The following is a 26,229-nucleotide window of genomic DNA, read 5'->3' on the forward strand; positions in this document are numbered from 1 at the left end:
CGAGACGGTGTGAGCGCTACCAGGAGGCCGGAGGTTTACGTTCCGGGTCTTCGCGGGCACCTACATCCTCGTCGAGTTGGACTCACAGAGGACCCGGTACTGCGCCGCTAGAAGCCGCGCAGGGGCATGTCGGGGGAGCGGTGCAGCCAGTTCTCCTCGGGGTAGGCCGCGGTGGCGTCGATGAGGTGCACGGAGTAGGCGTGGCGGCTCTTCGGTGACGTGTTGGGGCCGCTGCGGTGGGGCAGCAGGCCGTGGAGCACCACGAGCGAGCCCTTCTCCACCTCCAGCGGGACCATGTCCTGCTCGGGGACGGGGGTGGTGTCGAGCACTCGGAAGGTGGTGCCTCCGCCCTCGGCGCGGACGAAGCGCTTCTTGAGGCCCAGCCGGTGGCCGCCGGGCAGGGCCCAGAGGCACCCGTTCTCCAGGGTGGCGTCCTCCAGGGCGAACCAGAAGCCCAGGCACGTGGAGGGCTCGGTGTAGAGGAACGTCGCGTCTTGATGCGAGTTCACCTCGCCGCCGATGTGGGGCTGCTTGAAGATGTACATGGACTGCAGGAGCCGGGGCTGCCGCAGGCCCAGCTCCGAGGCGAGCGCCGCCAGCGCCGGTGTGCGGGAGAACCGGTCGAAGCGCGGGTCCAGGTCGTGGAGGGCGTGGCCCATCTTGTTGATGGACAGCGAGGTGTCCTGCTTCAGCGAGCCGTCCGGGCGGAAGGCGCCCTCCTCGAAGAAGAAGTGGATGCGGTCGCCCGAGGAGAGGAAGTAGTCGTCCGACGTGCGGGTCTGCTCGTGGGTGGTGAAGATGGAGACGGTCTCCGGCCGGAAGCCGGCCACCAGCTCCTCCGCGCGGGCCTTCAGCGCGTCACAGTCCGCTGGAGGGACGAACCCAGGCAGCACCAGGTAGCCCTGCTGCTCGAACAGTGCGGCGCGGTCCGTCATCACAGCCTCCCCAAGCACCCGGAACCAGCGGACCTCCGCCTGCTCCGGCACGTGGGCGGAGACTATCTCACGGGTCTCCAGACACACGTCGGGCACTGCCCTGCCGGGCTCAAATCTTACTCACCAGAGAGGTTATCACCCTGTCCACCCACGAGGTAGTGTCCGCGCACGGCGGAGCGGACCGCCCCCCTCGGGAAAAGCACTCATGGAATCACCACGGGCAATGAAGGACCTGGCGCCAGCCACCCTCCCACCGGGCACCGAAATCGGCTCCTGGCGGGTGCTGGAGCGACGGGGTCGAGGCAACTACGGCGCCGTCTACCTCGTCGAGCAACTGGGAGACCCGGACGCCGGCCCCTTCGCCCTCAAGCTGGCCACCCACCCGCTGGACCCGCGCTTCGACCGCGAGGAGGAGCTGCTCTCCTGCATCCACCACCCCGGCGTGCCGCGCCTCCATGCCCACGGCCTGTGGGCCCACCCCGCGGGCCCCTTCCCCTACCTCGTCATGGAGTGGGTCGAGGGCCAGCCCCTCTATGACTGGGGCCGCGAGCAGCACCCCACGTCGCGCCAGGTGCTCCGGCTGCTCGCACACGTGGCCCGGGCCCTGGAGGCCACCCACGCCGTGGGCGCCGTCCACCGCGACGTGAAGGGCGACAACGTGCTGGTCCGCACGAGCGACGGCCACGCCATCCTCACGGACTTCGGCGCGGGGAACATCCGCGGCGCGCGCACGCTCACCGCGCCACCCCTGCCACCGGGGACGCCGTCCTACCGCAGCCCCGAGGCCATCCGCTTCCAGTGGGGCTACCGCAGCCATCCGACGGCGCACTACGAAGCCCAGCCCGCGGATGACGTGTACGCGCTCGGCGTCACCGCGTACCAGCTCGTCACCGGGACGTATCCACCCCCGCCGCGCGTCTCCGACACCGCCGCGAGCCACGACACCGAGTCAGCGCCCGGGCTCGTCTCGCCGCGCCTGCGCAACCCCGCCGTGTGCGCGGAGCTCGATGCGCTCATCCTGCGCATGCTCGCGGAGCACCCCGAGGACCGCCCCGGTGGAGGCAGCGCGGACGCCGTCGCCAGCGCCCTGGAGCACGCCGCCGAGCATGCCGGCCCCGAGGCGGACGTGCCCCTCTCCGAGCCCGTCGCGCCCTCGGCGGCTCGGGCCCACGGCACAGACCTCGGGCACGCCGCCCCCGCACACGCTCGCGCGAAGGCCGCCGCGCACACCCACCGCGCCTGCCTCGCGTCCCCGTCCTCTTCCCAGCCCGCGCACTGCGGCACCGGATGGACCTGGCTCGGCGCGGCCGCCGTGGCCCTCCTCTGCCTCCTCTCCGCGATGACGAGCTGGTGGGTCCACCCCGTCGAGGACGAGGCCCCGCCAGCGCACGCCCTCCTGGAGCCGGAGTCCCGCGACGGAGGCACCATCTCCCTGGGAGACGCCGCCGTGGCCTCACCCGTCACCATCCTCGCGCCGGTGCCGACCTTCGGCGTTCCTCCCGGGCTGGGCCTGCCCATGCCGAAGGGCCCCTTCCCCGGCCAGCGCAAGCCGCCCTGCAACCGCAAGGGCGAGGTCGAGCTGCGCGGAGGCTGCTGGTACGAGCTGGCCCGCGTGAAGGCCCCCTGTGACGACGACGCGTACGACTACAAGGGGGCCTGCTACCTGCCCTCCTTCCCCGTGCAGCGCCCCACCACCTCGGCGCCCGCGGACCGCTGACGTCGTCCAGCCCACGCCCGGGCCGCGCCTTCCCTCGCGCGGCCCCCACGGGATGTGCGAAATCCCGGGCATGAAGCGTCATGCCCAGGCCACGGAGCGCAACCGGGAACCCCTGCTCGCCGTCCTCCGCGAGGTGCTCCCCCCGTCGGGCACCGTGCTGGAGGTGGCGAGCGGCACCGGCCAGCACGCCGCCTTCTTCGCCCGCGCCTTCCCAGGCCTCACCTGGCAGCCCAGCGACGTGGAGCCCGAGTCGCTGGAGAGCATCGCCGCCTGGCGCGCCGAGGAGGCCCTGCCCAATCTGCTGCCGCCGCTCGTCCTCGACGCAAGCACGCAGCCGTGGCCGCGCTCCGCCGCGGACGTCATCCTCAACGTGAACATGATCCACATCTCCCCCTGGGCGTCCTGCCAGGGGCTGATGCGCGGCGCGGGGCAGGTGCTGGCCCCCGGCGGGCTGCTCGTCATGTACGGGCCCTACTTCGTTGAGGGCCGCGAGACGGCGCCCAGCAACCTCGCCTTCGACGCGTCCCTGCGCGCCCGGAACCCGGCCTGGGGCGTGCGCGAGCTCGGCGCCGTCACCGCCGAGGCCGCCCGCCACGGCCTGGAGCGCGAGCGCGTGGTGGACATGCCCAGCAACAACCTCACCGTCGTCTTCCGCAAGCGTGCGGGCGAGGGAGCGGGGCCCTGAAGGGCGCGCAGGGTACACCACCTCCGGGCAATGCAGTCCCGGTGACATCTACGCGGCAACAATGGGTACCGCAGCACAGCCCCGGGAGGCTCCGCCCCTTTACGGGCGCCGCCAGCGCCACTAACACCATTGTGACGCGGCCCGGCCGCCCCGCGACTCTGGAGGCGGGAGGGAGGGGGAAGCACCCATGCCGGACGCAGGCGCGAAGGCCGTCCCCTTCCAGGAGCCCCTGTTCGCCTCCGTCGCCCACGCCCACTCGCGGCGGGCACCGGACCGCGCGCGCACCCTGTGGGTGATGCCGCTCGCCCTCGGCTTCCATGCCCTCGTCCTCCTGGGCGTCACCACCGTCTGGCACGCGGGCGACCGGGACACGCCCGCCACGGCGAGCGACAGGGGCGACCTCGTCCTCCGCCTCCTCGCGGCCCCGCCGCCTCCGCCGCCGCCCGCCGCCACGTCCAGTCCGGGCACCGTCCCGCGCAAGACGGTGGCGCGCCGGGCCCGTCCCTTCCCGAAGCCCACCCTGGCCCCCAGGCCCCTGCCGGCCGCCCTCGAGCCGGCCACCCTCCCCAGCGAGGCCGAGCTCGAAGCCGAGCAGGCGCCCCCGGGCACCGCGGGAGGCGCCCTCGCGAGCGACTCGGAGGGCGTGGCCGGAGGCCTCGCGGGAGGCATCACCGGCGGCGTGGTGGGAGGCGTCGTCCAGCAGGTGCTCGGCGCCAGCAACGTGGGCCTGCTGCTCGCGCCTCCGCCGCCCAGGCCCACGGAGGAGCAGCTCACCACGTGGCGCGAGCACTACTTCGAGACGATGTTCAGGGACCGCTTCGAGAACGTGCGCTACCCGCACCAGGCGGCCATGGCCGGCATCGAAGGCAAGCTGGTGATTCAAATCTCCGTGGGCAGCCGGGGGCAGCTGCTGGGCCTGAAGGTGCACGGCTACTGCCCCCACTACGTGCTGTGCGACGCCGCGCTGCAGGCCGTGCGCGACGCCGCCCCCTTCCCGCCGCCGCCGCCGGAGCTCGGCGGCCGTGTCACCGTCGAGCTCCCCTTCAACTTCTTCCTGCGCTGAAGGCCCGCGCCGCTACTGCTGCACCGTGAAGCGGATGACCAGCGGCACACCGCCCAGGCCGCCCGCGGCGCTGGCGCTGTACGGCGTAGCCCTCACCGAGTGCGTGCCCACCGTGAGGTCCACCGGAGGCAGGTTGGGGTCTCCGTCGAGCGAGTAGTTGGGCGTGTCGTCGGTGTACGCCGTGCCGTCGTAGACGAAGCGCACGCTGCCCACCGTCGGTGGGTAGGTGCTGGCGAGGATGTCGAACTTCTCGAAGCCCGCATCCTTCAAGTCACTCAGGTCGATGACCGCGCCGTTGTACAGCGGCTTGAAGCCGGGGATGGCGTTGCCCGTCACCCGGTCCACGAGCACGAAGTGGTTCACCGCGCTCACGTGGTTGGGCAGCGCGGGGCCATTGGCGCTCACCTGCAGCGTGTTGCCGCCGAGCGTCCGCACCTCGTAGCCGGGGAAGGGATTGCCGAAGGGCCCCGGCTCGGGGTTCAGCCGCGTCCAGTCCTGGAGCGCGCGCAGCGCGTACAGCTCGCCCAGCCGAGAGGCGTGGTCATGGTCGCTGCGGTAGTGCACGCCGCCGAAGAGCCGCGCCACGCCGACGTTGGAGGCGAGCTTGTCCAGCTCGTCGAACATCATCAGCGTCCCGGCGTAGTCCTGCAGCGCGGTGCCGTCCGCGTTCGACACCTGCGGCCGGACGACGGGGAAGTCCGCGTAGAACGCCTTCAACATCGTCACGCCCGCGCCGATGTACGTGGAGTGCCCCGACGCATAGGCCGGGTGCAGCGGGCTGCCCTCGGGGAAGGCCTGGCTGAGAAGGTACGTGCCGCCGCCGGGCAGGCCGCGCTCCAGGTTGCGCTGGGCGTTGCGCGCGAAGACGAGCGGCAGCACCGGCGAGTTCACCAGCTCGAAGGGCACGGGGAAGCCGCGCGGGCCGACGCGGGTGTTGTGGACGCGGCCGCCGTACTCCTCGGGGCGCAGCCGCCGGTGAGTCTGCCACTTCTGGAACCACTGGGCGCGCAGCACCGTGTTCGTCACCAGCGCCATCACCGACTGCGCCTCGCTGTTGCCGAACGTCACGAACGGCTCCTGCTTCGCGTAGAACCGGTAGGGGTTGTTCGGGTCCTCGGCGCGCGGCGACGACTTGGGGTCCGAGTCGTACTTGCCATCCGGCAGGAAGTCGCCCTGGCGCGCCATGATGAGCGCCGCGTTCAGCGGGGCCTGGAGGGGGTAGTCGAAGTGCACCCACTCGGCCAGGTCTCTCCCGTTGCGGATGTAGCGCCGCGTGTTGTCGAAGTCCTCCAGCGTGTCCACCGGGTCGTCCGGCGCCGCGCCATTCTGGATGTTGCGCCACTCCGCGTACTGGGTGACGCGGTCATCTCCCGGGAAGCGCGTCCAGAGGCGCTGCTCCACCGGCTGGTGCGCGGTGGGCTCCACGGCGGGGTTCGGGTTGATGTCCGACTCGCTGGCCAGCGGGCCGCCGCCGAAGGGCACCGTCTTCAGGAGGAACTGGGAGATGAAGGGGCCCTGCGCCGCGTTGCCCACGTCCGCCCGGAAGAGGGTGCCGGTCGTCACCAGGCCATTGCTGCCCTTCGCGCCTCGGTAGAGCCGCAGCTGGTTCAGCCGGTTGATGGCCTGGGCGATGGTGGTGTCGGAGAAGTACTGGTCGAAGCGCACGTCGCGCACCAGGGACATCCAGTACAGCTCGTCCATCTCTCCCGACACCTCAGGGCTGTCGAAGTCCGGCGCGGGGCGCATGGTGATGGCCTGCGGGTCCGCGCCCTCCAGCACGTACGAGAAGCCCGCCTGCGGGTTGACGAACCGGCGCACGCCGCCCAGCGTCACCGCCTCCAGCTGCGACGGGTCTCCGGAGAGCAGCGCGGCCAGGAACGGGTCGTAGTCCGTCGGGGCCGTGTCGCCCACTTCGTCATGCGGCAGGCCCTTGGTGTAGGTGGCCCACCGGCCGAAGTCGGTCAGGTCGTTGTTGTTGGCGTGCTTCGCCACGGGCTGGGCCCGCTGGAAGTCGGCGGCTTCCACGCGGACCTTCCGGGCGTTGTCGGGACGGTTCACATCGTTGATGACCTGCGCGTGCGCCACGGATGCGAGCAGGGGTAGCAACCAGGGGATGAGACGGGCGGGTGCTCTCAAGGGGAGTCTCCAGGAGGTGGGACGACACCTGGCCTCGACTCAGGGGTGGGCGGGCGCGCTGGGACCAGGCCGCGCCCTCCTACCGTGGACTCCCCGGCGGGCCCCCATGCCGGGCCCGTCCCGCGTTGCAAATGCCACAGTGGTCACACCTGCCCGATGGTGGACATTGCACCCGCGCTACCGCGCCGCCACGCCCGCGGCCTGGAGCGCCCGGCGCGCCCGCCAGTGGGACAGGTTCCACTCGGGCCAGGTGGCGCCGGACTCGACGAGCAGCGTGTCGGCGTAGCCCTCCAGCAGCTGCGCGCGCCACCCGGGCGCCGAGTCCTGGGCCGCCGTCAGCGCCGGCACCGCGTCCAGGGACAGGGTGGCGAGGTAGTCGACGTCGGGGTGGCCGTACTCGGTGGAGCGCGAGAGGTTGAGGCGGACGATGAGCGCATCGGGGTTGATGGCATTCACCGCCACCACGGCGCCCAGCGCGGTGACGAAGGCGCCGATGGCGAAGCGCTCGGGGCGCCACCAGAGCGTCACCGCGCGCCACGCCAGCACCGTGCCCAGCGCGAGCATGAAGACATGGGTGAAGAGGCGCAGGCGGGTGTAGCCGAAGGCGTCCTCGTAGAGCGCCATGCGCTTCACCGCCGAGGCGACGATGACCAGGGTGAGCGCGACCATGAGGGAAGCGCCCACGCGGAAGGCGGCCTCGGCCAGCGGGGACTCGCGGCGCGTCCACCGGGCCAGCGCCATGACGAGCGCCAGGGTGAGCATGGACACGACGAGCAGCTCGAAGAAGCCGCGGCGCGCGTACTCCGCATATGTGTAGCCCTCGGCGGGGGACGACGCGCCGCCGATGAAGAGGTACGCCACCTGGAAGCCGGCGAACGCGAGGAAGAGGGCATCCACCGCGAGGATGAGCGTCAGCGCCTCGGTGAGGCCCAGCTTCGGCCGGACGGTCTCCACCTCGTCCTCGCCCCGCTCCCGGCCCTTGCGGCGGCGCAGCGCATGACCGAGCACTCCCGCGGCCACGCACGCGGCGAACAGCGCCCCGAAGGCGCGGCCCAGCGTGCTGCCGAACAGCGCCCACAGGTCCGTGGACCACAGCCGCTCCATCGCCGAGGCGAAGGCCACGTCGGCGGACTCCAGCAGCACACCGAAGACGGCGAGCACCGGCAGCGCAAGGAGCAGGCCGCGCGCGAAGGGCAGCAGGCGCGGCGCGTGCTTGCGCGCGGACTTGAGGTCGACCGTGTCCCGGACGAGCGCGGGCGGGTACAGCATGCCCTTGAAGAAGGAGCCCACCGCCACCAGCGCGTAGCCCGGCAGGCCCAGCCGCTGCACCCGGCCCGCGGCCCAGAAGTGCGCGAGGAGGAGCAGCAGCACGCCCGACGTCAGCACGTTGAGCAGCATGAGCCACGGGTTGGCGCGCACGGCCACGAAGCTGGAGATGACGACGAGCGGCACCAGGAGCCACGCGTTGGGCCGGGCGCGCTGCCAGCTCTCGCGGCCGCCCAGGAAGAGGAGCGTCGCCAGCAGGGCCACCGTCATCAGCGGGAAGGAGATGCCCCACGAGGACCTGTCCAGCAGCACCTCCGCGAGGACGCCCAGGCCCAGCGCGGCGGCCACCATGGGACGGGGCGCGCGCACCTGGGGCAGCACCGAGGGCGCGGGCAGGGGCGGCTGCACGGGCAGCGCCTCGAAGGACGTGGGAGTGGGAGGGACAGACGTGGTCATGACGGCACCTCGGAAGCTCGGAATGGCCTCAGGATGCCCACGCTCCCCTCGGGAAAGGCCCCACGCGAGGGCGAATGGTCGCGCCCGGAGGCCGGACGGTCCGTCACCTCCCCTGGCCGGCCAGCCCTGCCGACGTGCAAATCAGGGCGTGGGCGGGCTCGGCATGGGTCGGGTCTGACTGGCCGAAGCGGCCATGGCCGGCGGATGCAGCCGCCCCACCTGGGGTGCCATCGCGTGGAATGAAGGTTCCTTCCGGCCACCAGGCTGGGGGGAGCATGTCCGGCGGACGCCCCCATCCCCCCGGGCGCCATCGCGTGGAATGAACGTTCCTTCCGGCCACCAGGCTGGGGGGGAGCATGTCCGGCGGACGCCCCCATCCCCCGGGCGCCGCCGCGTGGAATGAACGTTCCTTCCGGCCGCCGGGTCGCGGACGGGCGCATGCGCGGCGAACACCCCATCCCCAGGCGTCGTCGCGTGGAATGAACGTTCCTTCCGGCCGCCGGCCAGCGGAGGGCCGGGCCGCTTCGGCGCCACGCGCCCGCCCGTCGGCGCCTCAGGCCAGCCGGAGCTTGAGCTGGGCCGCGTACCGGCGGCTCATGGGGAATGGGGTGGCAATGCCGCGCACGTGGACGCGCAGGCCCTCGTCGGGCTCCGTCTCTACGCGGTCGACACAGGCCAGGTTGACGATGGTGCCCCGGTGGATGCGGACGAACTGCCGCTCCGGCAGCCGAGCCTCCCACTCCGCCAGCGGCCGCGGCAGCAGGTACCGCTGCCCGTCCCGCGTCACCAGCTCCGAGTAGTCCCCCGCGCTGCACACACAGGCCAGCTCGCCCACCTGGACGAACCGGGCACGGCGCTCGCCAGAAAGGAACAGGTGGTCGTCCACCGCCAGCGGCCGGGCCGCCCCCGTCCCCGCCCCCGGCAGCTCCGGCCCCACGTGCTGGAGCAGCCGCTCCACCGTGGCGCGCAGTCGCTGCGGGTGGACGGGCTTGAGCAGGTAGTCCAGCGCATTCACCTCGAACGCCCGCAGCGCGTGCGCGTCGTACGCGGTGACGAACACCACCTGCGCCCGCACCTCCACGCGCGACAGCAGCTCGAAGCCGGACGCCCCCGGCATCTGCACGTCCAGGAACAGCACATCCGGGTCCAGCTCGGCGATGCGCTGCACCGCCTCCTCCACGTCCGCCGCCTCGCCCACCACCTCCAGCTCCGGGTGCGGCTTGAGCAGGGTGCGCAGCTCGCCGCGCGCCAGCCGCTCGTCGTCCACCAGCAGCACGCCCAGCTTCGGCTTCATGCGGCCTCCCGCTTCCCCAGCTCCACGGACAGGGACGCGCGCACCCAGCCGTCGTCCTCGCGCAGCCCGAAGCGGTGCCGGCCCGGGAAGGCGTGCTCCAGCCGCTCGCGCACGTTGGCCAGCCCCGTGCCCGTGCCCACCACCGGGGACGGCGCCCCGGGCTCCACCCAGCGCCCCGTGTTGGCCACCTCCACCTCCAACACGTTGCCCACCACGGCGGCGCGGATGCGCAGCTCCACCGGCCCCTTGCGCGTGTCCAGCCCGTGCTTCACCGCGTTCTCCACCAGCGGGTGGATGAGGAAGCCCGGCAGCCGCACCTCCTCCGCGCGCGGCTCCACGTCGAAGCTGACACACAGTCGCTCCTCGAAGCGGATGCGCTGGATTTCCAGGTAGCTGCGCACCGCGCGCAGCTCGTCGCCCAGCGGCACGTCCCGCGCCTGCGTCTCCAGCAGCGAGTAGCGGAAGAAGTCGGCCAGCTCGGTAATCATCTGCCGCGCCCGGCCCGGCTCCTCGTCCACCAGCGCGCGGATGGAGTTGAGCGCGTTGAAGAGGAAGTGCGGGTTGACCTGGTAGCGCAGCATCTTCCACCGCGCCTCGGTGGCCAGCGCCAGGGCCCGCAGCGCCCGCTCGCGCTCCTCCTCCAGGTCCAGCCGGTACATGTAGCCGAGGAACAGCGCGCTCCACGCCACCAGGACGATGGCGTAGTTGAACAGCTCGTGCCCGAAGTCCGGGTGGAAGACAGGCGCATGGCCGAACGCGAGCCGCAGCAGCGCCAGCCACGCCACGGACAGCGCGGACAGCAGCCCCAGGTTCACCAGCCCCAGCGCCCACACCGGCGGGCGGCGGGCCCACAGCCGCGAGAGGGCCCCCGTCATCAGCACGCTGATGCCCAGCCCCAGCACGGAGCGCAGCAGCTTCCACGAGGCGGCGCGCAGGTGCCCATGCAGGTCGCCGTCCGCGATGTTGGGGAGCGACAGCAGGTAGCCCGTGAGCCCGTACACCGCCCATCCCCAGAGCTGGACCCTCCAGAACCGCGCGCCGAGCCGCATGCCCTGCTTCTACCGCGCCTCCCGGTGGAACACCTTGTTGACGATTCTCCAGGTGCCGTCGACCTTCATCACCGTCAGGTAGTCCGTCAGCAGGGCCTCCGGGTAGTCGAGGACCACCTTCGCCACGCCCACGTCCCCGGTGACGTCCAGGCTGACGATGCGGCGCTTGCGGCGCGCCTCGTCCGGCGCGGGCTGGCCCTTCACCTTCGCGAGGTACTCCGCCGCGGTCCACTGCGTGAAGACGCCGTCACGGTTGAAGAGCATCTTCATGTCCGGATGGAAGGCCTCGCGAAACGGCTCCTGCGTCCCGGTGGCATGGCCCTTCAGGTACAGCTCCACCGCCTTGCGCGCGCCGGCCTCCTCCGCCGCGCTGGCGGATGCGCCCGTTGCGGCGCCGGCCCCCAGCAGGCTTCCCACGGTGACGACTCCCACGGCAACGGCGCTTCCGATGTGCTTCTTCATGGCTGTATCTCCTCGTGTCTCGTCTCGTCTCGACTCACGCGCTCGTGCTGCCTGTCCTTCAGGCCTCCGCGCGGACGGCCTTCAGCGCCTCCGCGAACCGCGCCCTCTCCTCCGCCGTGCCCACGGTGATGCGCAGGCCGCGCAGCGCCTGCGAGCCCGAGGTGAGGATGACGTGCGCCGGGGTGAGCCCATCACGCCGGGCGACGAGCGCCTCCAGGTCCGCCGCGTTGCGCGCGTACCGGTTCCCCTCGCCCAACGCAGCCTGCATCGCGCGGCGCGCGCTGGCGGAGGGGCCGGAGGGGTTCTCGTTGGCGAGGAGGCGGATGGGCGCGGTGCCGCGCGCCCGGGGACGGGGGCCGGAAGCCTGGGCCGAGGCGTCCGTTGCCAGGGCGGCCATGGCGAGGCCACCCCCTACCAGGAGCTGTCGTCGGTCGAAGAGCATGCGCCAGCAGTAGCGAAGGCCTCGGCCCGCGGGCAGGGGGCCTTCTTCGAGCGGCGCGAAAACGCGGTGAGCGGTGCTTCCCGTCGGCGAGCGGCGCGCGCTACCCGGCGCGCATCCAGCCCTCGCGCTCCAGCAGGCCCGCCACGCGCGCGGCCACCTCGTCGCGGATGCGCTCCACCTGCTGCACCGTCTTGCCCTTCGGGTCCTCCAGCGGCCAGTCCTCGCGCTGCAGCCCGGGCACGTAGGGGCAGGCCTCGCCGCACCCCATGGTGATGAGCCACTGCGCGTCCCGCGCCAGCTCGTCCGTCAGCAGCCGGGGCTTCGAGGACGACAGGTCGATGCCGATGTCCTGCATCGTCTCCAGCACTTCCGGATGCACGCGCTCCCCCGGCTGCGTCCCCGCGGACACCGCACGGGCCTTGTCCGGGTCCGACAGCACATTGAAGAACGCCGCCGCCATCTGCGAACGGCCGGCATTGTGCACACAGGCGAAGATGACCTTCTTCATCAACGACCCCTCTCGAGTCCTACGCGTCCAACGCGCCCCTCCCCCGCGCGCTACCACGGTGTCTGTTCAATCCGCCCCCCATGGGCGGGCTGTCTCGCGAGGCTGGCACATCCCCGGCCTGGATGCTCGCGAAGAGAACCCCCGAGCGCTCGCCTGGCTGGCAGGAGGTAGGTTTACGCGCCTCGTCATGGCGCACACCCGGCCGAGAGGTGTGCACGCCTGCCTGGCCGGCGGGGCAGCGGTCCATGCCGTCGCGCCTCCTTCCCCGGAGGCCGGGGGGCTGCCCTCTGGCGGAAGTGCATAGCTTCCCCTCTGCCATGCAGGACATTCCCACATGGATATGGGTGGTCTTCTGGGGCGTGGTGCTCGCACTGCTCGCCGTGGACCTGGTCGCCCACCGGGGCCGGCATGGCGAGTCCCACCGCGCCGCCGTCAGCTGGACCGTGGTGTGGATTGCGGCGGGGCTGAGCTTCAACCTGCTCGTCTGGTACGTGCTCGGAGGCCGCGCCGCGCAGGAGTACCTGGCGGCGTACTTCATCGAGAAGAGCCTCAGCCTCGACAACGTCTTCGTCTTCCTCGTCATCTTCCGCAGCCTGGCCGTGCCTCCGCGCTCGCAGCACCAGGTGCTCTTCCTGGGCATCTTCGGGGCGCTCGTCTTCCGGGCCCTCTTCATCTTCCTGGGCGCGGCGGCGCTGGAGCGCTGGCACTGGGTGGCCTACGTCTTCGGCGGCATCCTGCTCGTCACCGCGTGGCGCGTCTTCCGGGAGGACCCGTCGCAGCAGGTGGAGAACAAGGCCGTGAAGTGGCTGGCGCACCGGCTGCCGGTGACGCAGGACCTGCACGGCAAGAAGTTCCTCGTGCGGCTCGCGGACGGGCGCCGGGTGGCCACGCCGCTGCTGCTGGCGCTGCTGGGCCTGGAGCTGACGGACATCCTCTTCGCGGTGGACTCGGTGCCGGCCGCCTTCGCGGTGACGCAGGACACCTTCATCATCTACAGCTCCAACGCCTTCGCCATCCTCGGCCTGCGGGCGCTGTACCTGCTGCTGGCCGGCACGGTGGGCACGCTGCGCTACCTCCACTACGGGCTGGCCGGAGTGCTGGCCTTCGCCGGAGGGAAGATGGTGCTGGAGCGGTGGGTGCACGTCGGCCCGCTCACCTCCGTGGCCATCATCGCCGCGCTGATTGGCGGCTCGGTGTGGGCCAGCCGCCGCGCCCAGAAGCGCGACGTGGCCCGGCGTACGGTGGCGTCCGGACCTGAAGCGCGGGAGCGCCCCGGCCCCACGCGCTCCACCGAGGTGGAGGCGTAGGGCGGGCGGCTGCCTCACGGCGTGACTACTCCAGGTCCTGCACGTTGCTGCCCGGCGAGTCGCTGCCGGCGCCGCCCAGCACGAAGCCGTCGAAGGCCGCGTTGGCCATCACCTGCACGCGGTCCTCGTACTTCTTGAGCAGCGCCATGTTGGCGGCGGCCGTCTTCTTCGACGCCTCGGACAGCCCGCCCGGCGCGTCCTCCGTGCCCTGCGCCATGGAGTCGATGGCGGCCTGCAGCTGCCCCTGGGCCTCCTCGAGCTGCGTGCGCTCCGCGTCGGAGAGCGACTCGTCCTCCAGCCGCTTGTCCATCTCCTCCAGCTGCTTCTCCAGCGCCACGCGGCCCTGCGCGGCGGCCTCGCGCATCTGGTCCATGCCCTCCGCCATCACCGAGGCGTAGACGGTGCCGGTGATGCTCTGGAACTCGGCGGGGGACATCCCGTGCTGCTTCAGGGCGGAGATGTACGCGGTGCGCACCTCCGTCACCAGGCCCATCATGAGGTTGGCGGCCTCCATGGCGGCACCCAGGCTGGGGTTCTGCTGGCCGTCCTCGCCGCCGTGCTGCTTCTCGAACTCGTCCGACTTCTGCTCGAAGGTCTTGAACACCGGCAGGGCCGACTCGCGCACCGCGAAGTAGGTCTCCAGCCGCTTCGGGTCCAGCGCCAGCACCTCGCCGTCCGCGGGAGGCTGGAAGGGGTGGCTCCGGTTGAGCTCCGTCAGCTCCTGCTCCTGGGTCTGCAGCTTCTGCGCGGCCTCGATGCTGCCGCCGAACTTGTTCTTCACCCACAGGCCGCCGGCGAACAGCGCGCCCATGCCGACCAGGATGAGGACACCGCAGCCGATGCCCACGCCGATGAGGACCTTCTTCATGAAACCCTCCGAGGATGCTTCACCATGGCCCCGTGCTAGCCGGGCAGCCCCCCGCGGGGCAAGGCCCCCCTGCCGCCCCCTCTGGTGAGCCTTCCTGCCCCCCCTCCAGAAGGGAAGCGCGCACGGGGCTTTCCGGGTAGTAGGAGGGCCATGTCGGAGACGGGAACGCTCGGGGAGTCACAGGGGACGCAGCGCGCCCTCTGGGCGGACGCGGGCTGGCGCCGCTGGGTGGCGGCCTCGTCCGCCGCGCGGCTGAGCGGGACGATGGCCGCCTTCGCGCTGCTGCTGGCGGGCGAGGCGGCGACGGGCTCCTATGCCTCCGGCGCGTGGATGGCCAGCGCCTATGCCTTCGGGGCCGCGGTGGCGGCGCCCGTGCGGGGGCGCGGCATGGACCGGCGCCGGCTGCCGGAGGGGCTGCTCGGGCCGATGCTGGGGATGGCGGGGCTGAGCCTCGCGCTGGCGGTGGCCTGCACGGTTCGCGCGCCGCTGCCGCTCCTGCTGGGGCTGTCGCTGCTGTTGGGCGTGGTGCCCGCGGGCGTCTTCGGCGCCTACCGCGCGCTGATGCCCACGCTGCTGCCGCCCCGGCTGCTGGAGCCGGCCTTCTCCATCGACGCGGTGCTCATCGAGGTGCAGTGGGTGGTGGGCCCGCCGCTGGTGGGCGCGCTGGCGCTGGTGCACCCCGCCCTGGCGCTGGTGACGATGGCGGCGTGCAACGCGGGCGGCGCGCTGCTCAACCGGCGCATGCCCACGCGCGAGCCTCCTCCGGCCTCCACCGCCCCCGGCGAGCGCGTGTCGCTGGCGCCCTTCCGCACCGGGCTGCCGGGCCTCGTGTACCTCGGCGTCGTCGCCAACGGGGTGAGCTGGGGGCTGGTGGATGCGGCCATTCCTCCGCGCCTGGAAGAGGTGGGCGCGCGAGCGGAGTCCTGGGGCCTGCTGGCCGCGCTGCTGTCCGCCACCAGCGCGGCGGGCGGCCTGCTGGCGGCGAACACGCGGCGGCCCGGCTCGGACGCGGGGGCGCTGCGGCGGGGGCTGCTGTACCTGTCGCTGTGGGGCGTGTTGCTGGTGCCCACCGGCCTCATGGGCCAGGCGTGGGGCATCGGCCTGTGGCTGGGCGCGGCGGGCTTCTTCCTCGCCCCGCAGACGGCGCTCTTCATCTCCCTGCTCCAGCGGCGGCTGCCGGCGGACCGGCACGCGGAGGGCTTCGCCCTCTTCAACGCGGGCTGGGCGCTGGGCATCGGCGCGGGCAGCGCGGTAGCGGCGGTGCTGCTGGACGTCGCCAGCCCCCAGCTGGCCATGCTGCTGTCCGGGGCCGCGCCCGTGGTGGTGGCGCTGGTGGGCCGGCTGTCGCGCCACACGCGGGCGGACAGTCCCTGACGCCCGGGCTCAGTGGGGCTCGGGCTCGTCGGAGGCCCACTGCTCGGCCTGCCGGCGGGGCAGGCGCACCAGGAAGGTGGTGCCCTCGTGCGGCGTGGAGTGCACGCGCAGCACCCCGCCGTGCGCGTCCACGATGTGCTTCACGATGAACAGGCCCAGGCCCAGCCCCCGGCTGTCGCGCGCCTCCTTGTTGTGCTCCGCGCGCTTCATCGGCTCGAACAGGCGGGGGCGCAGCTCCGGGGGAATGGGCGGCCCCAGGTTGTGGACGGCCAGCGCCACCGCCTCACGGGTGCCGTGCGTGCGCACCCGCACCGGGTGCTCCTCCGGGCTGTAGCTGAGGGCGTTGTTCACCAGGTTGGTGATGACCTGCGCCAGCCGGTCCGCGTCCCACAGGCCGCGGCCGTCGCCGCTGCACGCGACCTCCACCCGGCGCTCGGGGTGGGCCAGCTGCACCTCGTCCACCACCTGCCGCGTCAGCTCGTGCAAATCCAGCGGCCGGGGCTGGATGGGGATGCCGCCGCCCATGCGCGCCTGGGTGAAGTCCAGCACGTCATGCAGCATGCGCGCGGCCCGCTCGGCGCTGGAGAGGATGCGGCCCACCGTCTTCCGGTGCCGCTCCTCCAGCCGCTCGTGCCGCAGGAGCGCCGTGGCGGCCATGGTGATGGCGGAGATGGGGTTGCGCAAGTCGTGGCTGACGATGCCGATGAGGAGCTTCTCGAACTCGGCCCGCCGCTTCGCCTCCTCCTCGGCGGCCCGCCGCTCGGTGATGTCCTGCATGGCGCCCACCATGCGCGTGGCGCGGCCCCGGGCGTCGCTCACCACGTGCCCCCGGTCCGCGATGACGGCCCAGGTGCCATCCCCCCGGAGGAAGCGGTACTCGTCCGTCCAGTGCGCGCTGCCCCGGTCGATGGCGGCCTGGATGTTGCGGCTCACCCGCTCCCGGTCCTCGGGGTGGATGCTCGCGGTCCACCAGTCGATGTCCAGCCGCGGATGCTCCTTCGGCAGGCGGAACTGGCGCTCCGCCAGCTCGCTCCAGGCGATGTCACCGGTCTCCAGCTGGAAGTCATAGATGACGTCGCTGGTGGCCAGGGTGGCCAGCCGGTAGCGCGTCTCCGACTGGCGCAGCACCTCCTCGGCCCGGTGGCGGTCGGTGATGTCCAGCGACACGCCCGCCACGCTCTCCACCCGGCCATCGGGTCCCTCGACGGGGAGGACGTGCGTCATGAACCAGGCGCCCCCCATCTGGATTTCCAGGACGAAGGACTCTCCCTGCTGCGCGCGCCGGGTGGCGTCCAGCAGGTCCGGCCGGTCCGCGTAGACGTCGAAGGTGGAGCGACCCACCAGCTGTCCCCGCTCCATGCCAATGGCCTTCAGCCCCGCGCCCTCGAAGAGGGTGATGGTGCCGCGCGAGTCCGTGGACCAGAGGACGACGGGGAGCCGGGTGATGACGCGCCGCAGGTGCTCGCGCGCCTCGTCCCGCTCGCGCTCCAGGCGCAGCGCCTCGGTGGTGTCGGTGGAGATGCCGGCCACCCCGGCTGCGGGGCCCCGTCCAGCCCGCAGGGGGAACTTGAGCGAGTGATAGACGTGCACGCCGTCCTGCTGCGGCACCCACTCGTTCGAGGTCAGCGGCTGGCCGGTGGCGAGCACCTGCTGGTCATTGGCGCTGAAGACCGACGCTATCTCCGGAGGGAACAGCTCCGCGTCCGTGTGGCCCACCACGTCGTGGCGCCGCAGGCCGGTGGCCTGCTCGAAGGAGCGGTTGACGAAGAGGTAGTGCCCTCCAGGGCCCTTGGCGTAGATGGCGGCCGGCGCGTGGTCGAGGATGTCGTGCAGCTTCGCCTCGGTGCCGCGCAGCACGCACTCGTGCGCTCCGGCGTACTGCGCCACCGCCTCCGCGAGGCACGCGTCGAGCACCTGGTGGACCACGCGCGGCCCTCCGGGCTCCAGGGCCTGCCCCTCCTCCTCCAGCACCTCCAGGATGGCGTCGCGCAGCAGCGAGTACTCGCGCACCACCGTGGTGACGTCACTGCCCGCCTGGTAGCGCTCGCGTCCGTGCCTGCCGCCAATGGTCCGGGCCCTCTCCAGGCCGGATGCCAGGTCCGACTCCCGCAGCAGGCCCACCAGCAGGTCCACCAGCTCCGGCAGGCGCTCGCGCTGCTCCGCTGGAGGCAGCGGGCCCGCCCCCAGCGCCTCGCCCACTCGCGCCCGCCAGCGCAGGACGATGTCCCCGGACCGGGCCGCCAGCAGCTCGGAGAGGAAGCTCGGAGAGGTTACGCGAGGGTTCATGCAAGCGCCTCCCCCGCGAGGACCCACTGCGCGGGTCCACCCGCTACCCCTCCAGAGGAGGCGGGCTGCCGTGATGGAGGAGCAGAGAGCATGGCCGTTACCATTGGGATACAGCGTCCATGCCGCGAAGGCCGCCCGTCCCCACGTCACGCCCGCGTGATGCCCCGCAGGGGGGACGACCACGGAGGCGCCCCTCGGGCTCGTATGCGCTCTCGCACCGGCCGGCCCTGCCCCCCTGAAATCCTGACAGTGGGATTCCTTGCCAACCTGGACAAGACTGTCTCCACCAACCGAGGAGGAAGCATGGGACTCGCGGAGCGCAGGGCCGCCAAGCAGTTCGAGGAGACGCAGTACCCGAAGCTCAAGCAGCAGATTGACCAGGCTGCACACTTCGACGTGCCGGTGGACGTGAACTGGCAGACCCTGGCCATCGACGGGAGCGCACACCTCTACGAGGAGTGCTTCCCGAAGGTGTACTTCCTCCCGCTCGTCGAGGCGCTGCAGGCCATCTGCATCGACGACATGGGGCGCGAGGCGCTGAAGGAGAAGCTCAAGCGCATCGTCATCCGCAACACGGCGGACACGTCGAACGCGGACTACATGGTGACGTTCGAGGACGGCGTGCTCACGCTGGACCACCTGCCGACCACGAACATCGATGACGTGAAGGACCGCAAGAAGGCCATCCAGACGAAGCTGGAGGCCGCGCTGTAGCAGGGCCTCACCGCCCACAAGGCACCGGCGCGCAGGCACCCCACACCCCCCGCCTCGCGTGCCGGGCCTGGGCTTCCAGCGCCTGGAACTCCGCGCGCCGGGCACTCCCCGCCGGTGGCACGTGCAGGACACAGGCATGGCCCCGCTCCACCAGGAGCGTGTTCACCTCGCGCCCGTCCACGGACACGTACGCGAGCAGCCGGCCGAAGCGGTCCGAGCACGCCTCGCCGTACGCCAGCGCCACCCGCCGTCCCTCGACGAGGCCGCGGTTGAAGGCGTGGGCCTCCGCGCCGAAGCAGTCCTTCGCGCCCCCCGCGCTCTCCGGGGTGTCCGCGAGCAGGTAGCGGACGCGCTCGCCGCCCTCGAGGACGACGGTGTCACCGTCGATGACCTCCGCCACCCGGCCGGTGTCCGGGCCACAGGGGGCGCTCGCGTCGTCACCGCAGGCCAGGAGCAGGCAGGACAGCACGGCACTCAGGGCGCGCATGGACGGTTCTCCACGCCCGGGGTTCCCCGGTCGCCCAGTCCATACCGCGCGGACGTCGGCGCGGGACAGAAGCTCCCGGGCGCATCGTTCCGGGCGGGGTCACTGCGGGTCGGGTCGAGCTGCGACGCCACCCCCGGAACCGCCGCCGCCGTCCACGTCACCGCATCCAGGAGCCGCCCGTCCACCGTGAGCCGGAGCAGGTGGCTGCCCGCGCCGTTCGCCAGGTTGAAGGAGAACGTGCCGAGCACCGAGGGCAGGCCCCCATTGAGCGCCACGTCGTCACTGCGCGCGATGACAGCCCGGCCGCCGGCCTTGAGTGACAGGCACAGCGTCGACGTGAGCACCGCGCTGCCCCCGCTCCCGCTGGACAGCGTGACGCCATTGAGGTCCACGTCCCGCAGGGCGAGCACCTCGACCCACTCGCCCGTGGCATCCGAGACTGCGCTCGGGTCGGCCATGAGCTCCGTGAGCACCAGCGAGCCCGGGTCCGGCACCTTCGGTACGCGCACCTTCCCGGTCCACCGGTCGATGCATCCGGGCGCGGGCGTCCCTGCATCCACCGGGCCCCCATCCGGAGCACCGGCATCCGTCCGGCCTCCATCCGGGGTGCCACCATCCGAGGCCCCCTCCCCCGTACAAACGTGATTCGGCCGGCCGGGCGTCCCCAGGTTGCCTCGCGTCCCGTACGAGGCCGTGGCCCGACACCACGCGTCCGCCGGGTCATTGCGCTTCGCATCCACGTGCAACGCGGATACCTGCGTGGCCACGCCTTCTTCCGCCGGGCCATATCCGGCCGCGTCGATGACGCCGCTCCCCGACCGCACCATCACCACCCCGCCCGAGTTGCGCAGGTCCACGTCGAGCGTCGCCACCGGCGAAGGCAGCCCACCGTTGAGCACCGCGTCCGGGCTGCGAGCCAGCACCACGAACGCCCCTGCCGCGAGCGACACGCAGGGCCCACCGGGCAGCTTCGTCCCCGCCGAGTCCGAGCCCACCGTCAGCCCATTGAGGTCCACCGGCGCCAGGGCCATCACCTCCACCCACTCGCCCAGCGTGTCGTCTCCACGCGGATTGGCCATCACCTCCGTGATGATGAGGTCCCCCGGACGTGGGCTCATCACCGGCCGCGAGACCGATGTCCCCGCCGGCACACAGGACTCCACGACTCCCGCGTCCATTCCCCCGGGCGGCTCCAGCGCCTCACACGGAGCATTCGCCGCCCCCGGACTCCCGAGCGGCGCACCGGCGTCCGCTGTCCCGGCGCCGTCACACCAGCGTGCCGGGTCATCGTTGCCCGCGGAGTCCGGCACGAGCCGGCCGTCATAGGTCCGTGCCACACCGCTCTTCGCTGGCGCGGTGAGGTGCACCTCATCGACCACCCGGGCTCCGCATCGGATGCCCAGGAGCCCACCGGTGTTTCCCAGCGCGCCGAGCGCCTCGCCGTACGCGTGGTCCACGTGAGCAAGCGACGGCCCGTCACGAACGTCTCCCGCCACGAGGTAGCCACCCGCCGGCACCGGGACGGCTCCGGTGAAGACGTACGCCCGCTCCTGGGAGCCATCCGCACGAGCCGAATAGAGCGTCAGCCCCTCCAGGTCCACGGCGCTGCGCGTGGGGTTGTGGAGCTCGACGTACTCCTGCCCGGTGTCCGTCCCCACGGGGTCATTGAGGTACTCGGTGACGACCAGGTCTCCCGGCAACAACCCGGCACAGTCTTCGTCCACGGGTGAGCCGCCACAAGCCCACGCGCCCAGCAATGCCAGCACTACGCCCCCGCCCACACACATTCCCCATCCCCTCATGTCGTCATCCCTCATGTTCAGCTCACTCCGTCTCGCAATGCCTCACAGCCGTGGCTCCAGCTCCGGGTGGGCAGCGCCCCCAAGGCGCCTTCCCCACGCCCCTTTGTCGGCGCTCCCCGCTCAAGCTCACTCCGCCTCGTCACGCCTCACAGGCGTGTCTCCAGCTCCAACTGGAAGAGGTGGCGCGGCGGGTCGGGCGGGACGCGGGCCCCGAGCGCATCCTTCAAGTCGAGCACCCACGCGTACCGCGCCCGCGCCGTCACGGTGTCGAAGACGGCCCAGCTCGCGTCCACCACCGTGCGCAGCTCCTGCCGCAACCTGGTGCGCTCGGAGAGGTCCTCGTCCCGCCAGGCCACGCGCCCGCCCAGCCGCACGGACTCGCTCGGCCGGAGCCGCACGTCGAGCACCGCCTGCCCGTCGTACCGGGGCCCTGCCTGCCGGGGCTCCTCCACCCGCGCATGTCCGTACTGCGCGGCCAGCGTCACACCGTCGGCAACCTCGGAGCGCACCCGGACGATGAGCCCGTACCGTCCACGCGAGCACCCGTCCGCCTCTTCCTCCTGGAGGCACGCCGCGTCTGAACCCGCCTCCGAGTCACGCAGCTCCACCTGGAGCGAGGGCTGGAACAGCGGCCACACGAGCCAGTCCGCCCGCGCGGACGCGCGCACGTTCAATGTGCCAGCCGACCCGGGCACCGCACCGTCCGTCGGCGGCGTCCACGCATCCACCTGCCCACGCACCCGCCACGCCCCTTCCTCCCGCTGGAGGTAACGCAAGCGAGCCCCCAGCTCGTTGCGAGCGCGCAGCCCCTCCAGCGCATCCGGCCCGGACGGTGCCCCGCCGTAGGGATTGGCGAAGTCCCGCCCGTAGTAGCGCAGCGCCAGCTCCAGCTCCCGCCGCTCCCCCGAGAGCACCGTGCGCTGGAGGGCGCCGAAGCCGCCGCCTCCCTCCGGAGCCGAGTCGAAGCTGCGAGCGCCCTCGAAGAACAGGTCCACCGCGCCGTGGCCCCACGCCGCGTCGAGCCCCACCGCGCCGAAGCCACCGCCCGCCGGGTAGCGGGCACTCGGCTGGAAGTCGAGCCGGGCCCCGTCCACCGCCCACACCGGCCGCGCCACCCAGCCCGTCACTCCCACCTGCGCACGCGAGGACAGGGACAGCGTCGCATTGCCGCCGCCGGCCCACTCCTGGAAGGCCCCCGGCAGCGTGCGCGCGGTGAGCTTCTCCACCCGCGAGTCCTCCAGCGGCACCCACACGTCGGGCGCCCGGCATCCTCCACGAGCCCCGGTGCACAGCGAGCGGTCCAGCACCGCATGCCGTTGCACCGAGCGCAGCTGGTACGAGCCGAAGCCCGTGAGCGACAGCTCCGCGCCAGGCCCCAGGGGACCACGCACGGTGCCCACCAGCCCGCGAAAGCCTTCATCCCAGCCGAAGTCCGGCGTGACTTCGGACAGCCGCTCCTCCGGCTCGCAGCCGGTGCCGCCCACCAGGCACTCGCGCTCCAGCGCTCCCGGTGGCCGCACACCGTCATCGGGAAGGAAGCCGTCGGGCGCGGGCAGTGCCGTGGTGTCCAGCGTGAGCCGCTGCCCGAAGCCCAGCCGGTACGTCCCCAGCAGCGCGGAGGCGCGCGCTCCCGACCACCGGACATGGAACTTGGGCAGCAGCACCGACGGACCGGGCGCCTCCACGACGAGGGCCCGCCGTCGCGCATCCCTCCGAGGCGCGCCGGGCCTCCGGCGTGCGAGCGAGACGAGCACCCCCGCCTGGAGCCCGCCGAGCCCTCCCGCGCGGACCTGCAAGGCCATGGGCGGCAGCAGCCCGTCCGACGCGGCGAAGGCCATCATCAGCCGCGCATCCCCCGACAGCCGCCCCTCCTCACGCCTCACGAGAAAGGCCGCGAGCCTCCGCGCCTCCTCGTCCGTCAGCCCACCGTCCCCGGCGCGCGCCGCATCACGCCGGTCCCGGGCCGGGTCCTCGCCGAATCCGAGCGGCGGCACCTCTGAGTCAGCTGTGCGCCCGCGCCCTCCGCCCCTGCCCGCCCTCTGCCGCAGCAGCGCATCCACCTGCGCGTACGTCAGCCCGGGCAGCCCATAGAGCGAGGCGCGCGTCGCGAGCCCGGGGTCCACGCCCGCGCGCCGCAGGGCCAGCAGCGCCGCCAGCGTCTCGCCCGAGATGGCGCCCTCCTCCAGCAGCGCGAGCAGCTCCAGCTCGCCCCCGGACTCCGGCTCCACCTCATAGGGCGCGGCCTGCACGGGCCCCGCGGCCCAGAGCCAGCACCCCAGCACCACCCACGGCCATGACAGTGAAAGGACGCGACGCACGCCGCGCACCCACTGCACATCCGGGACCACCCTTCCCTACAGCAACCCCACGCCTCCACCGCGTCCGCGCCACGGACGCGAGGTCCATGGACGGGACGCGCGCTCCGGGCTCAGGCCCACACGGCGCGAGGGTCGACCCGCAGCAGCTCGGCGGCGATGGACTCCGCGGCCACGGCGCGGGCCTGGGCGGCGGCATGGCGGAGGCGCGACTCCTCGCTGCCATCCAGCCCCGCCTGCGCCTGACGCAGGTCGGACTCGGTGGTCCGCAGCAGCTCCGCCAGGTTCATCCGGTCCAGCTCCATCGACTCGACTCCAGCGCTCCGACCTGCCGCCGCGGCCAGCATGACAGGAGGGGCCCACACGGGGCTGTCCCGCCGCCCTGTGCAGACCCGGGCCCCGCCTTCCAGGCCACCAGCCGGGCGGACACGAGGCGAGGTCGTCTGTGTGTGTACCTGGGGACTACCGTGAGGCGGTTGGCCCGGTCCGACGCTCCATCTATGTATGCTTGCCACTTGAGCACCATGGGCCACGTCCACATCGTCCGAGACCTCCCCTCCCCCCAGGAGGGCTTCGCCCGCACCGTCCGCGTCTACACCCCCGACGCCTACGACGCGCTGCCGGACCACCGCTTCCCCGTCCTTTATATGCACGACGGGCAGAACGTCTTCGCCCACCCGGAGTCGGCCCGCTTCGAGACGTGGTGCGCCAACCTCGCGCTGGAGCACGGCGTGGGCGCGGGCCGCCTGGAGCCGTGGCTCATCGTCGCGGTGGACTCGGGCGCGGGGCGGATGCAGGAGTACTCGCCCTGGGACGAGCCGCGCAACCAGACGAAGGCGCGCGGCGAGGCCTACGGCCGCTTCCTGGTGGAGCACCTCAAGCCGCTCGTGGACCGCACCTACCGCACGCGCCCGGAGCCGGAGTGGACGGCCGCCATGGGCTCGTCGCTGGGCGGGCTGATTTCGCTGTACCTCGGCTGCCGCTACCCGGAGGTGTTCGGCCGCATCGGCGCGCTGTCACCCACCGTCATGTGGAGCGAGGGGCGCCTGTTCCAGGAGTGGACCGCCCACAGCCGGCGCTGGTCCCGCATCTACCTGGATGCCGGCGAGCAGGAGTTCATCGACGCCGACGGCGTGCCGCTCAACTACGGCGAGGCCACGCGCGCCTTCTACGAGCACCTCAAGCAGGTGGGCTACGCGGACCACGAGGTCGCCCTCGTGCTGGAGCCCGGCGGCGAGCACCACGAGCGCGACTGGCAGCGCCGGCTGCCCACCGCGCTGCACTGGCTGCTGGGGTGAGGCCCGCCGCGTGAAGCCTCGCAAGCCCGTCCCCACCGAGCAGCGGCTCGTCTACGTGCAGGTCGTGGAAGGGCTGCTCCAGCACGGGCTTCACGGCAAGGTGTCACCGCGGCTCAAGCAGCGACTCAAGAAGGCCGGCATCGACCTGGACCGGCCGCTGCTGCCGGCCTACCCGGTGCCGCTGTGGACGCACTGCCTGAGCGTCATCGCCGAGGAGACCTTTCCCGGCATGCCTCGCGAGGAGGCCTTCCGCTTGCTGGCGGATGCGCACGTGCAGGGCTACGGGCGCACCGTCATCGGCCGCGCGGTGTACGGCGTCATGCGGCTGCTCGGCCCGCGCCGCCTGGTGCACCGGCTGCCCCAGACGCTGCGCTCCACCGACAACTACACGGAGGTGGAGCTCACCGAGCGCGGCCCCACCACCTACGAGATGCGGATGAACTCGGCGCTGGACTCGCCCGGCTACGTGGAAGCGCTCTTCGAGTCCATGCTGCGCGTGGGCGGCGCGGAGGCTCCGAAGGTGACGAAGCTGCACACGGACGCGGCCGCGCCGAGCACCACGTTCCTGCTCACCTGGACGGAGCGCTGAAGCCTCACGGCGCGGTGGCCTGGATGAAGCGCACCGCCTCGTGCATGGCGTCCAGGTCCGGGTGCCGGGTGAGGTACATCTCCTCGCCCATGAGGCTGTGGTAGATGGGCGGCAGCTCCTGGTGGATGAGCAGCGACGAGCCCAGCCGGTCCACCACCTGCTTGTGGCTGTGCTTGTAGCGGCGGCTCTTGCGGCGCGCGCTGTGACACACGTGGTAGCGCGGCGTGTAGCGGAAGTCCGCCACCGGGTCCCCCGTCACCACGCGCGCCCACAGCCGGTACACGTCGATGTCGCACGTGTAGTTCATCATGTCGGTGATGAAGCCGCCGGGCGGCCGGAGGTTGACCTCCAGCACGATGAAGCGCCCGTCCGGCAGGCGGAAGAACTCCAGGTGGAACCAGCGCTCGCGCAGGCCGCAGGCCGCCACGACTTCGCGGCCCAGCACGTCCAGCGCGGGGGGGATTTCCTGGAGGCTCCAGAAGGAGATGTCGCGCTTCTCCAGCACCGTCTCCATGCCGCCGTCGCTGTACTGGTGGCTGAGGTTGAAGACGATGACGCCGTGCCGGTCGACGATGCCGTCGTAGGTGACGATGGTGCCGCGCACGAAGGGCTGGGCCACGTAGGACGTGGGCAGCGGGTGGGCCAGGGCGGCGTCGACCTCGGCGTCGCTGGCCACCTTGAAGGTATGGGCGGCGCCCACGCCCACGTCGGGCTTGAGCACCAGCGGGTAGCCCACCTTCGCGGCGAACGCCTTCACCTGGGTGGCGTCGCGCACGCGGATGAGGTCCGGGTGGGGCACGCCGGCCGCGTGGAACACCTCGGCCATGCCGGACTTGGAGCGCAGCCGGTGGATGTCGGAGGGCTGGAGGCCGGGGACGTGGAAGTCCTCGCGCAGGCGGGCCTCCACCTCCAGCCAGGACTCGTTGAGCGAGTCGATGCGGTGGATGCGGCCATGCTTCCAGGTGAGGTAGCCGGCGGCGCGGGTGAGGGCGTCCTCGTCATGGAGGTTGGGGACGAGGAAGTACTCGCGCAGCGACTCGCGCAGCTCGGAGCGCAGCGAGTCGAAGGGCGCGTCGCCGATGCCCAGCACCGTCACCCCGCGCTCACGCAGGGCGGTGATGAAGTGGAAGTACTGGGGCGGGAAGTGGGGGGAGATGAAGACGAAGTTCATGGCTC

At 72.3% G+C, this 26,229-nt stretch carries 23 protein-coding genes; 8 read left to right on the forward strand and 15 right to left on the reverse strand.

Annotated features, from left to right (window positions below; translation table 11 throughout):
- Positions 1–107 precede the first annotated feature (107 nt).
- A complete protein-coding gene (locus LXT23_RS02890; protein WP_253978509.1) occupies positions 108–1,031 on the reverse strand; it encodes a phytanoyl-CoA dioxygenase family protein in 924 nt (307 codons plus the stop codon).
- Between the two features lie 109 nt (positions 1,032–1,140).
- Here LXT23_RS02890 and LXT23_RS02895 point away from each other — a divergent pair, with 109 nt between their 5' ends.
- From LXT23_RS02895 to LXT23_RS02905, 3 genes are all read left to right on the forward strand, one after another.
- Positions 1,141–2,652, forward strand: a complete 1,512-nt coding sequence (locus tag LXT23_RS02895) for a serine/threonine-protein kinase (RefSeq protein ID WP_253978510.1) — start codon at positions 1,141–1,143, stop codon at positions 2,650–2,652.
- 70 nt (positions 2,653–2,722) lie between these two features.
- The gene (locus tag LXT23_RS02900; RefSeq protein ID WP_253978511.1) at positions 2,723–3,337 is read left to right on the forward strand and encodes a DUF938 domain-containing protein; all 615 of its coding nucleotides are present in this window, start codon (positions 2,723–2,725) and stop codon (positions 3,335–3,337) included.
- Between the two features lie 187 nt (positions 3,338–3,524).
- Positions 3,525–4,400 carry a TonB family protein gene (locus tag LXT23_RS02905; protein WP_253978512.1) on the forward strand — a complete coding sequence of 292 codons (876 nt, stop codon included), beginning with the start codon at positions 3,525–3,527 and terminating at the stop codon, positions 4,398–4,400.
- A 12-nt stretch (positions 4,401–4,412) separates the two neighbouring features.
- On the opposite strand, the gene LXT23_RS02910 is transcribed toward LXT23_RS02905, so the two are convergent.
- The 7 genes from LXT23_RS02910 to LXT23_RS02940 all read right to left on the reverse strand — a co-directional run bounded on the left by LXT23_RS02910 (position 4,413) and on the right by LXT23_RS02940 (position 12,013).
- Positions 4,413–6,536: a hypothetical protein gene (locus tag LXT23_RS02910; RefSeq protein ID WP_253978513.1), complete on the reverse strand. Its 2,124-nt coding sequence runs from the start codon at positions 6,534–6,536 to the stop codon at positions 4,413–4,415.
- A gap of 177 nt (positions 6,537–6,713) precedes the next feature.
- The gene (locus LXT23_RS02915) at positions 6,714–8,258 is read right to left on the reverse strand and encodes a DUF4153 domain-containing protein (RefSeq protein ID WP_253978514.1); all 1,545 of its coding nucleotides are present in this window, start codon (positions 8,256–8,258) and stop codon (positions 6,714–6,716) included.
- A 553-nt stretch (positions 8,259–8,811) separates the two neighbouring features.
- Positions 8,812–9,552 carry a LytR/AlgR family response regulator transcription factor gene (locus LXT23_RS02920; RefSeq protein WP_253978515.1) on the reverse strand — a complete coding sequence of 247 codons (741 nt, stop codon included), beginning with the start codon at positions 9,550–9,552 and terminating at the stop codon, positions 8,812–8,814.
- Positions 9,549–10,601, reverse strand: coding sequence for a sensor histidine kinase (locus LXT23_RS02925; RefSeq protein ID WP_253978516.1), 1,053 nt, complete (start codon positions 10,599–10,601; stop codon positions 9,549–9,551). The genes LXT23_RS02920 and LXT23_RS02925 overlap by 4 nt, the downstream gene beginning before the upstream one ends.
- Positions 10,602–10,610: 9 nt before the next feature.
- The gene (locus LXT23_RS02930) at positions 10,611–11,063 is read right to left on the reverse strand and encodes a nuclear transport factor 2 family protein (RefSeq protein ID WP_253978517.1); all 453 of its coding nucleotides are present in this window, start codon (positions 11,061–11,063) and stop codon (positions 10,611–10,613) included.
- A 58-nt stretch (positions 11,064–11,121) separates the two neighbouring features.
- The gene (locus LXT23_RS02935; protein ID WP_253978518.1) at positions 11,122–11,460 is read right to left on the reverse strand and encodes a hypothetical protein; all 339 of its coding nucleotides are present in this window, start codon (positions 11,458–11,460) and stop codon (positions 11,122–11,124) included.
- 145 nt (positions 11,461–11,605) lie between these two features.
- Complete coding sequence (locus LXT23_RS02940; RefSeq protein ID WP_253978519.1) at positions 11,606–12,013, reverse strand: arsenate-mycothiol transferase ArsC; 408 nt, start codon at positions 12,011–12,013, stop codon at positions 11,606–11,608.
- Between the two features lie 317 nt (positions 12,014–12,330).
- On the opposite strand from LXT23_RS02940, the gene LXT23_RS02945 reads away from it, so the two are divergent.
- Complete coding sequence (locus LXT23_RS02945) at positions 12,331–13,320, forward strand: TerC/Alx family metal homeostasis membrane protein (protein WP_253978520.1); 990 nt, start codon at positions 12,331–12,333, stop codon at positions 13,318–13,320.
- Positions 13,321–13,345: 25 nt separating this feature from the next.
- Here the strand turns inward: LXT23_RS02945 and LXT23_RS02950 are convergent, their stop codons facing one another.
- Complete coding sequence (locus LXT23_RS02950) at positions 13,346–14,188, reverse strand: hypothetical protein (protein WP_253978521.1); 843 nt, start codon at positions 14,186–14,188, stop codon at positions 13,346–13,348.
- Positions 14,189–14,338: 150 nt separating this feature from the next.
- On the opposite strand from LXT23_RS02950, the gene LXT23_RS02955 reads away from it, so the two are divergent.
- On the forward strand, positions 14,339–15,562 hold the full coding sequence (locus LXT23_RS02955) for an MFS transporter (protein WP_253978522.1): 1,224 nt from the start codon (positions 14,339–14,341) through the stop codon (positions 15,560–15,562).
- Between the two features lie 9 nt (positions 15,563–15,571).
- On the opposite strand, the gene LXT23_RS02960 is transcribed toward LXT23_RS02955, so the two are convergent.
- Entirely contained in the window at positions 15,572–17,848 is a 2,277-nt protein-coding gene (locus LXT23_RS02960; protein ID WP_253978523.1) for a PAS domain S-box protein, read from the reverse strand.
- A 303-nt stretch (positions 17,849–18,151) separates the two neighbouring features.
- Here LXT23_RS02960 and LXT23_RS02965 point away from each other — a divergent pair, with 303 nt between their 5' ends.
- Positions 18,152–18,562 carry a hypothetical protein gene (locus LXT23_RS02965; RefSeq protein WP_253978524.1) on the forward strand — a complete coding sequence of 137 codons (411 nt, stop codon included), beginning with the start codon at positions 18,152–18,154 and terminating at the stop codon, positions 18,560–18,562.
- A gap of 7 nt (positions 18,563–18,569) precedes the next feature.
- Here LXT23_RS02965 and LXT23_RS02970 read toward each other — a convergent pair whose 3' ends face one another.
- The 4 genes from LXT23_RS02970 to LXT23_RS02985 all read right to left on the reverse strand — a co-directional run bounded on the left by LXT23_RS02970 (position 18,570) and on the right by LXT23_RS02985 (position 23,471).
- Positions 18,570–19,049 carry a thermonuclease family protein gene (locus LXT23_RS02970; protein ID WP_253978525.1) on the reverse strand — a complete coding sequence of 160 codons (480 nt, stop codon included), beginning with the start codon at positions 19,047–19,049 and terminating at the stop codon, positions 18,570–18,572.
- Positions 19,037–20,773: a lamin tail domain-containing protein gene (locus LXT23_RS02975; protein WP_323378741.1), complete on the reverse strand. Its 1,737-nt coding sequence runs from the start codon at positions 20,771–20,773 to the stop codon at positions 19,037–19,039. The genes LXT23_RS02970 and LXT23_RS02975 overlap by 13 nt, the downstream gene beginning before the upstream one ends.
- Positions 20,774–20,997: 224 nt before the next feature.
- Positions 20,998–23,169 (reverse strand): hypothetical protein, encoded by a 2,172-nt coding sequence (locus LXT23_RS02980; protein ID WP_253978527.1) that lies wholly within the window; start codon positions 23,167–23,169, stop codon positions 20,998–21,000.
- 110 nt (positions 23,170–23,279) lie between these two features.
- Positions 23,280–23,471: a hypothetical protein gene (locus tag LXT23_RS02985; RefSeq protein ID WP_253978528.1), complete on the reverse strand. Its 192-nt coding sequence runs from the start codon at positions 23,469–23,471 to the stop codon at positions 23,280–23,282.
- 219 nt (positions 23,472–23,690) lie between these two features.
- On the opposite strand from LXT23_RS02985, the gene LXT23_RS02990 reads away from it, so the two are divergent.
- Complete coding sequence (locus LXT23_RS02990) at positions 23,691–24,464, forward strand: alpha/beta hydrolase (RefSeq protein WP_253979519.1); 774 nt, start codon at positions 23,691–23,693, stop codon at positions 24,462–24,464.
- Positions 24,465–24,474: 10 nt separating this feature from the next.
- Positions 24,475–25,053, forward strand: a complete 579-nt coding sequence (locus LXT23_RS02995; RefSeq protein ID WP_253978529.1) for a DUF2378 family protein — start codon at positions 24,475–24,477, stop codon at positions 25,051–25,053.
- 4 nt (positions 25,054–25,057) lie between these two features.
- Here the strand turns inward: LXT23_RS02995 and LXT23_RS03000 are convergent, their stop codons facing one another.
- On the reverse strand, positions 25,058–26,224 hold the full coding sequence (locus LXT23_RS03000; RefSeq protein WP_253978530.1) for an ATP-grasp domain-containing protein: 1,167 nt from the start codon (positions 26,222–26,224) through the stop codon (positions 25,058–25,060).
- Between the last annotated feature and the right edge of the window lie 5 nt (positions 26,225–26,229).

The organism is Pyxidicoccus xibeiensis, from assembly GCF_024198175.1.
Taxonomy (GTDB): Bacteria; Myxococcota; Myxococcia; order Myxococcales; family Myxococcaceae; genus Myxococcus; species Myxococcus xibeiensis.

Excerpts from the sequence above, each read along its gene's own strand:
- LXT23_RS02895 (WP_253978510.1), top strand. The coding sequence starts at position 1,141 with ATGGAATCACCACGGGCAATGAAGGACCTGGCGCCAGCCACCCTCCCA.
- LXT23_RS02900 (WP_253978511.1), top strand. The coding sequence starts at position 2,723 with ATGAAGCGTCATGCCCAGGCCACGGAGCGCAACCGGGAACCCCTGCTC.
- LXT23_RS02905 (WP_253978512.1), top strand. The coding sequence starts at position 3,525 with ATGCCGGACGCAGGCGCGAAGGCCGTCCCCTTCCAGGAGCCCCTGTTC.
- LXT23_RS02915 (WP_253978514.1), bottom strand. The coding sequence starts at position 8,258 with ATGACCACGTCTGTCCCTCCCACTCCCACGTCCTTCGAGGCGCTGCCC.
- LXT23_RS02920 (WP_253978515.1), bottom strand. The coding sequence starts at position 9,552 with ATGAAGCCGAAGCTGGGCGTGCTGCTGGTGGACGACGAGCGGCTGGCG.
- LXT23_RS02925 (WP_253978516.1), bottom strand. The coding sequence starts at position 10,601 with ATGCGGCTCGGCGCGCGGTTCTGGAGGGTCCAGCTCTGGGGATGGGCG.
- LXT23_RS02930 (WP_253978517.1), bottom strand. The coding sequence starts at position 11,063 with ATGAAGAAGCACATCGGAAGCGCCGTTGCCGTGGGAGTCGTCACCGTG.
- LXT23_RS02935 (WP_253978518.1), bottom strand. The coding sequence starts at position 11,460 with ATGGCCGCCCTGGCAACGGACGCCTCGGCCCAGGCTTCCGGCCCCCGT.
- LXT23_RS02940 (WP_253978519.1), bottom strand. The coding sequence starts at position 12,013 with ATGAAGAAGGTCATCTTCGCCTGTGTGCACAATGCCGGCCGTTCGCAG.
- LXT23_RS02945 (WP_253978520.1), top strand. The coding sequence starts at position 12,331 with ATGCAGGACATTCCCACATGGATATGGGTGGTCTTCTGGGGCGTGGTG.
- LXT23_RS02950 (WP_253978521.1), bottom strand. The coding sequence starts at position 14,188 with ATGAAGAAGGTCCTCATCGGCGTGGGCATCGGCTGCGGTGTCCTCATC.
- LXT23_RS02955 (WP_253978522.1), top strand. The coding sequence starts at position 14,339 with ATGTCGGAGACGGGAACGCTCGGGGAGTCACAGGGGACGCAGCGCGCC.
- LXT23_RS02960 (WP_253978523.1), bottom strand. The coding sequence starts at position 17,848 with ATGAACCCTCGCGTAACCTCTCCGAGCTTCCTCTCCGAGCTGCTGGCG.
- LXT23_RS02965 (WP_253978524.1), top strand. The coding sequence starts at position 18,152 with ATGGGACTCGCGGAGCGCAGGGCCGCCAAGCAGTTCGAGGAGACGCAG.
- LXT23_RS02970 (WP_253978525.1), bottom strand. The coding sequence starts at position 19,049 with ATGCGCGCCCTGAGTGCCGTGCTGTCCTGCCTGCTCCTGGCCTGCGGT.
- LXT23_RS02985 (WP_253978528.1), bottom strand. The coding sequence starts at position 23,471 with ATGGAGCTGGACCGGATGAACCTGGCGGAGCTGCTGCGGACCACCGAG.
- LXT23_RS02990 (WP_253979519.1), top strand. The coding sequence starts at position 23,691 with ATGGGCCACGTCCACATCGTCCGAGACCTCCCCTCCCCCCAGGAGGGC.
- LXT23_RS03000 (WP_253978530.1), bottom strand. The coding sequence starts at position 26,224 with ATGAACTTCGTCTTCATCTCCCCCCACTTCCCGCCCCAGTACTTCCAC.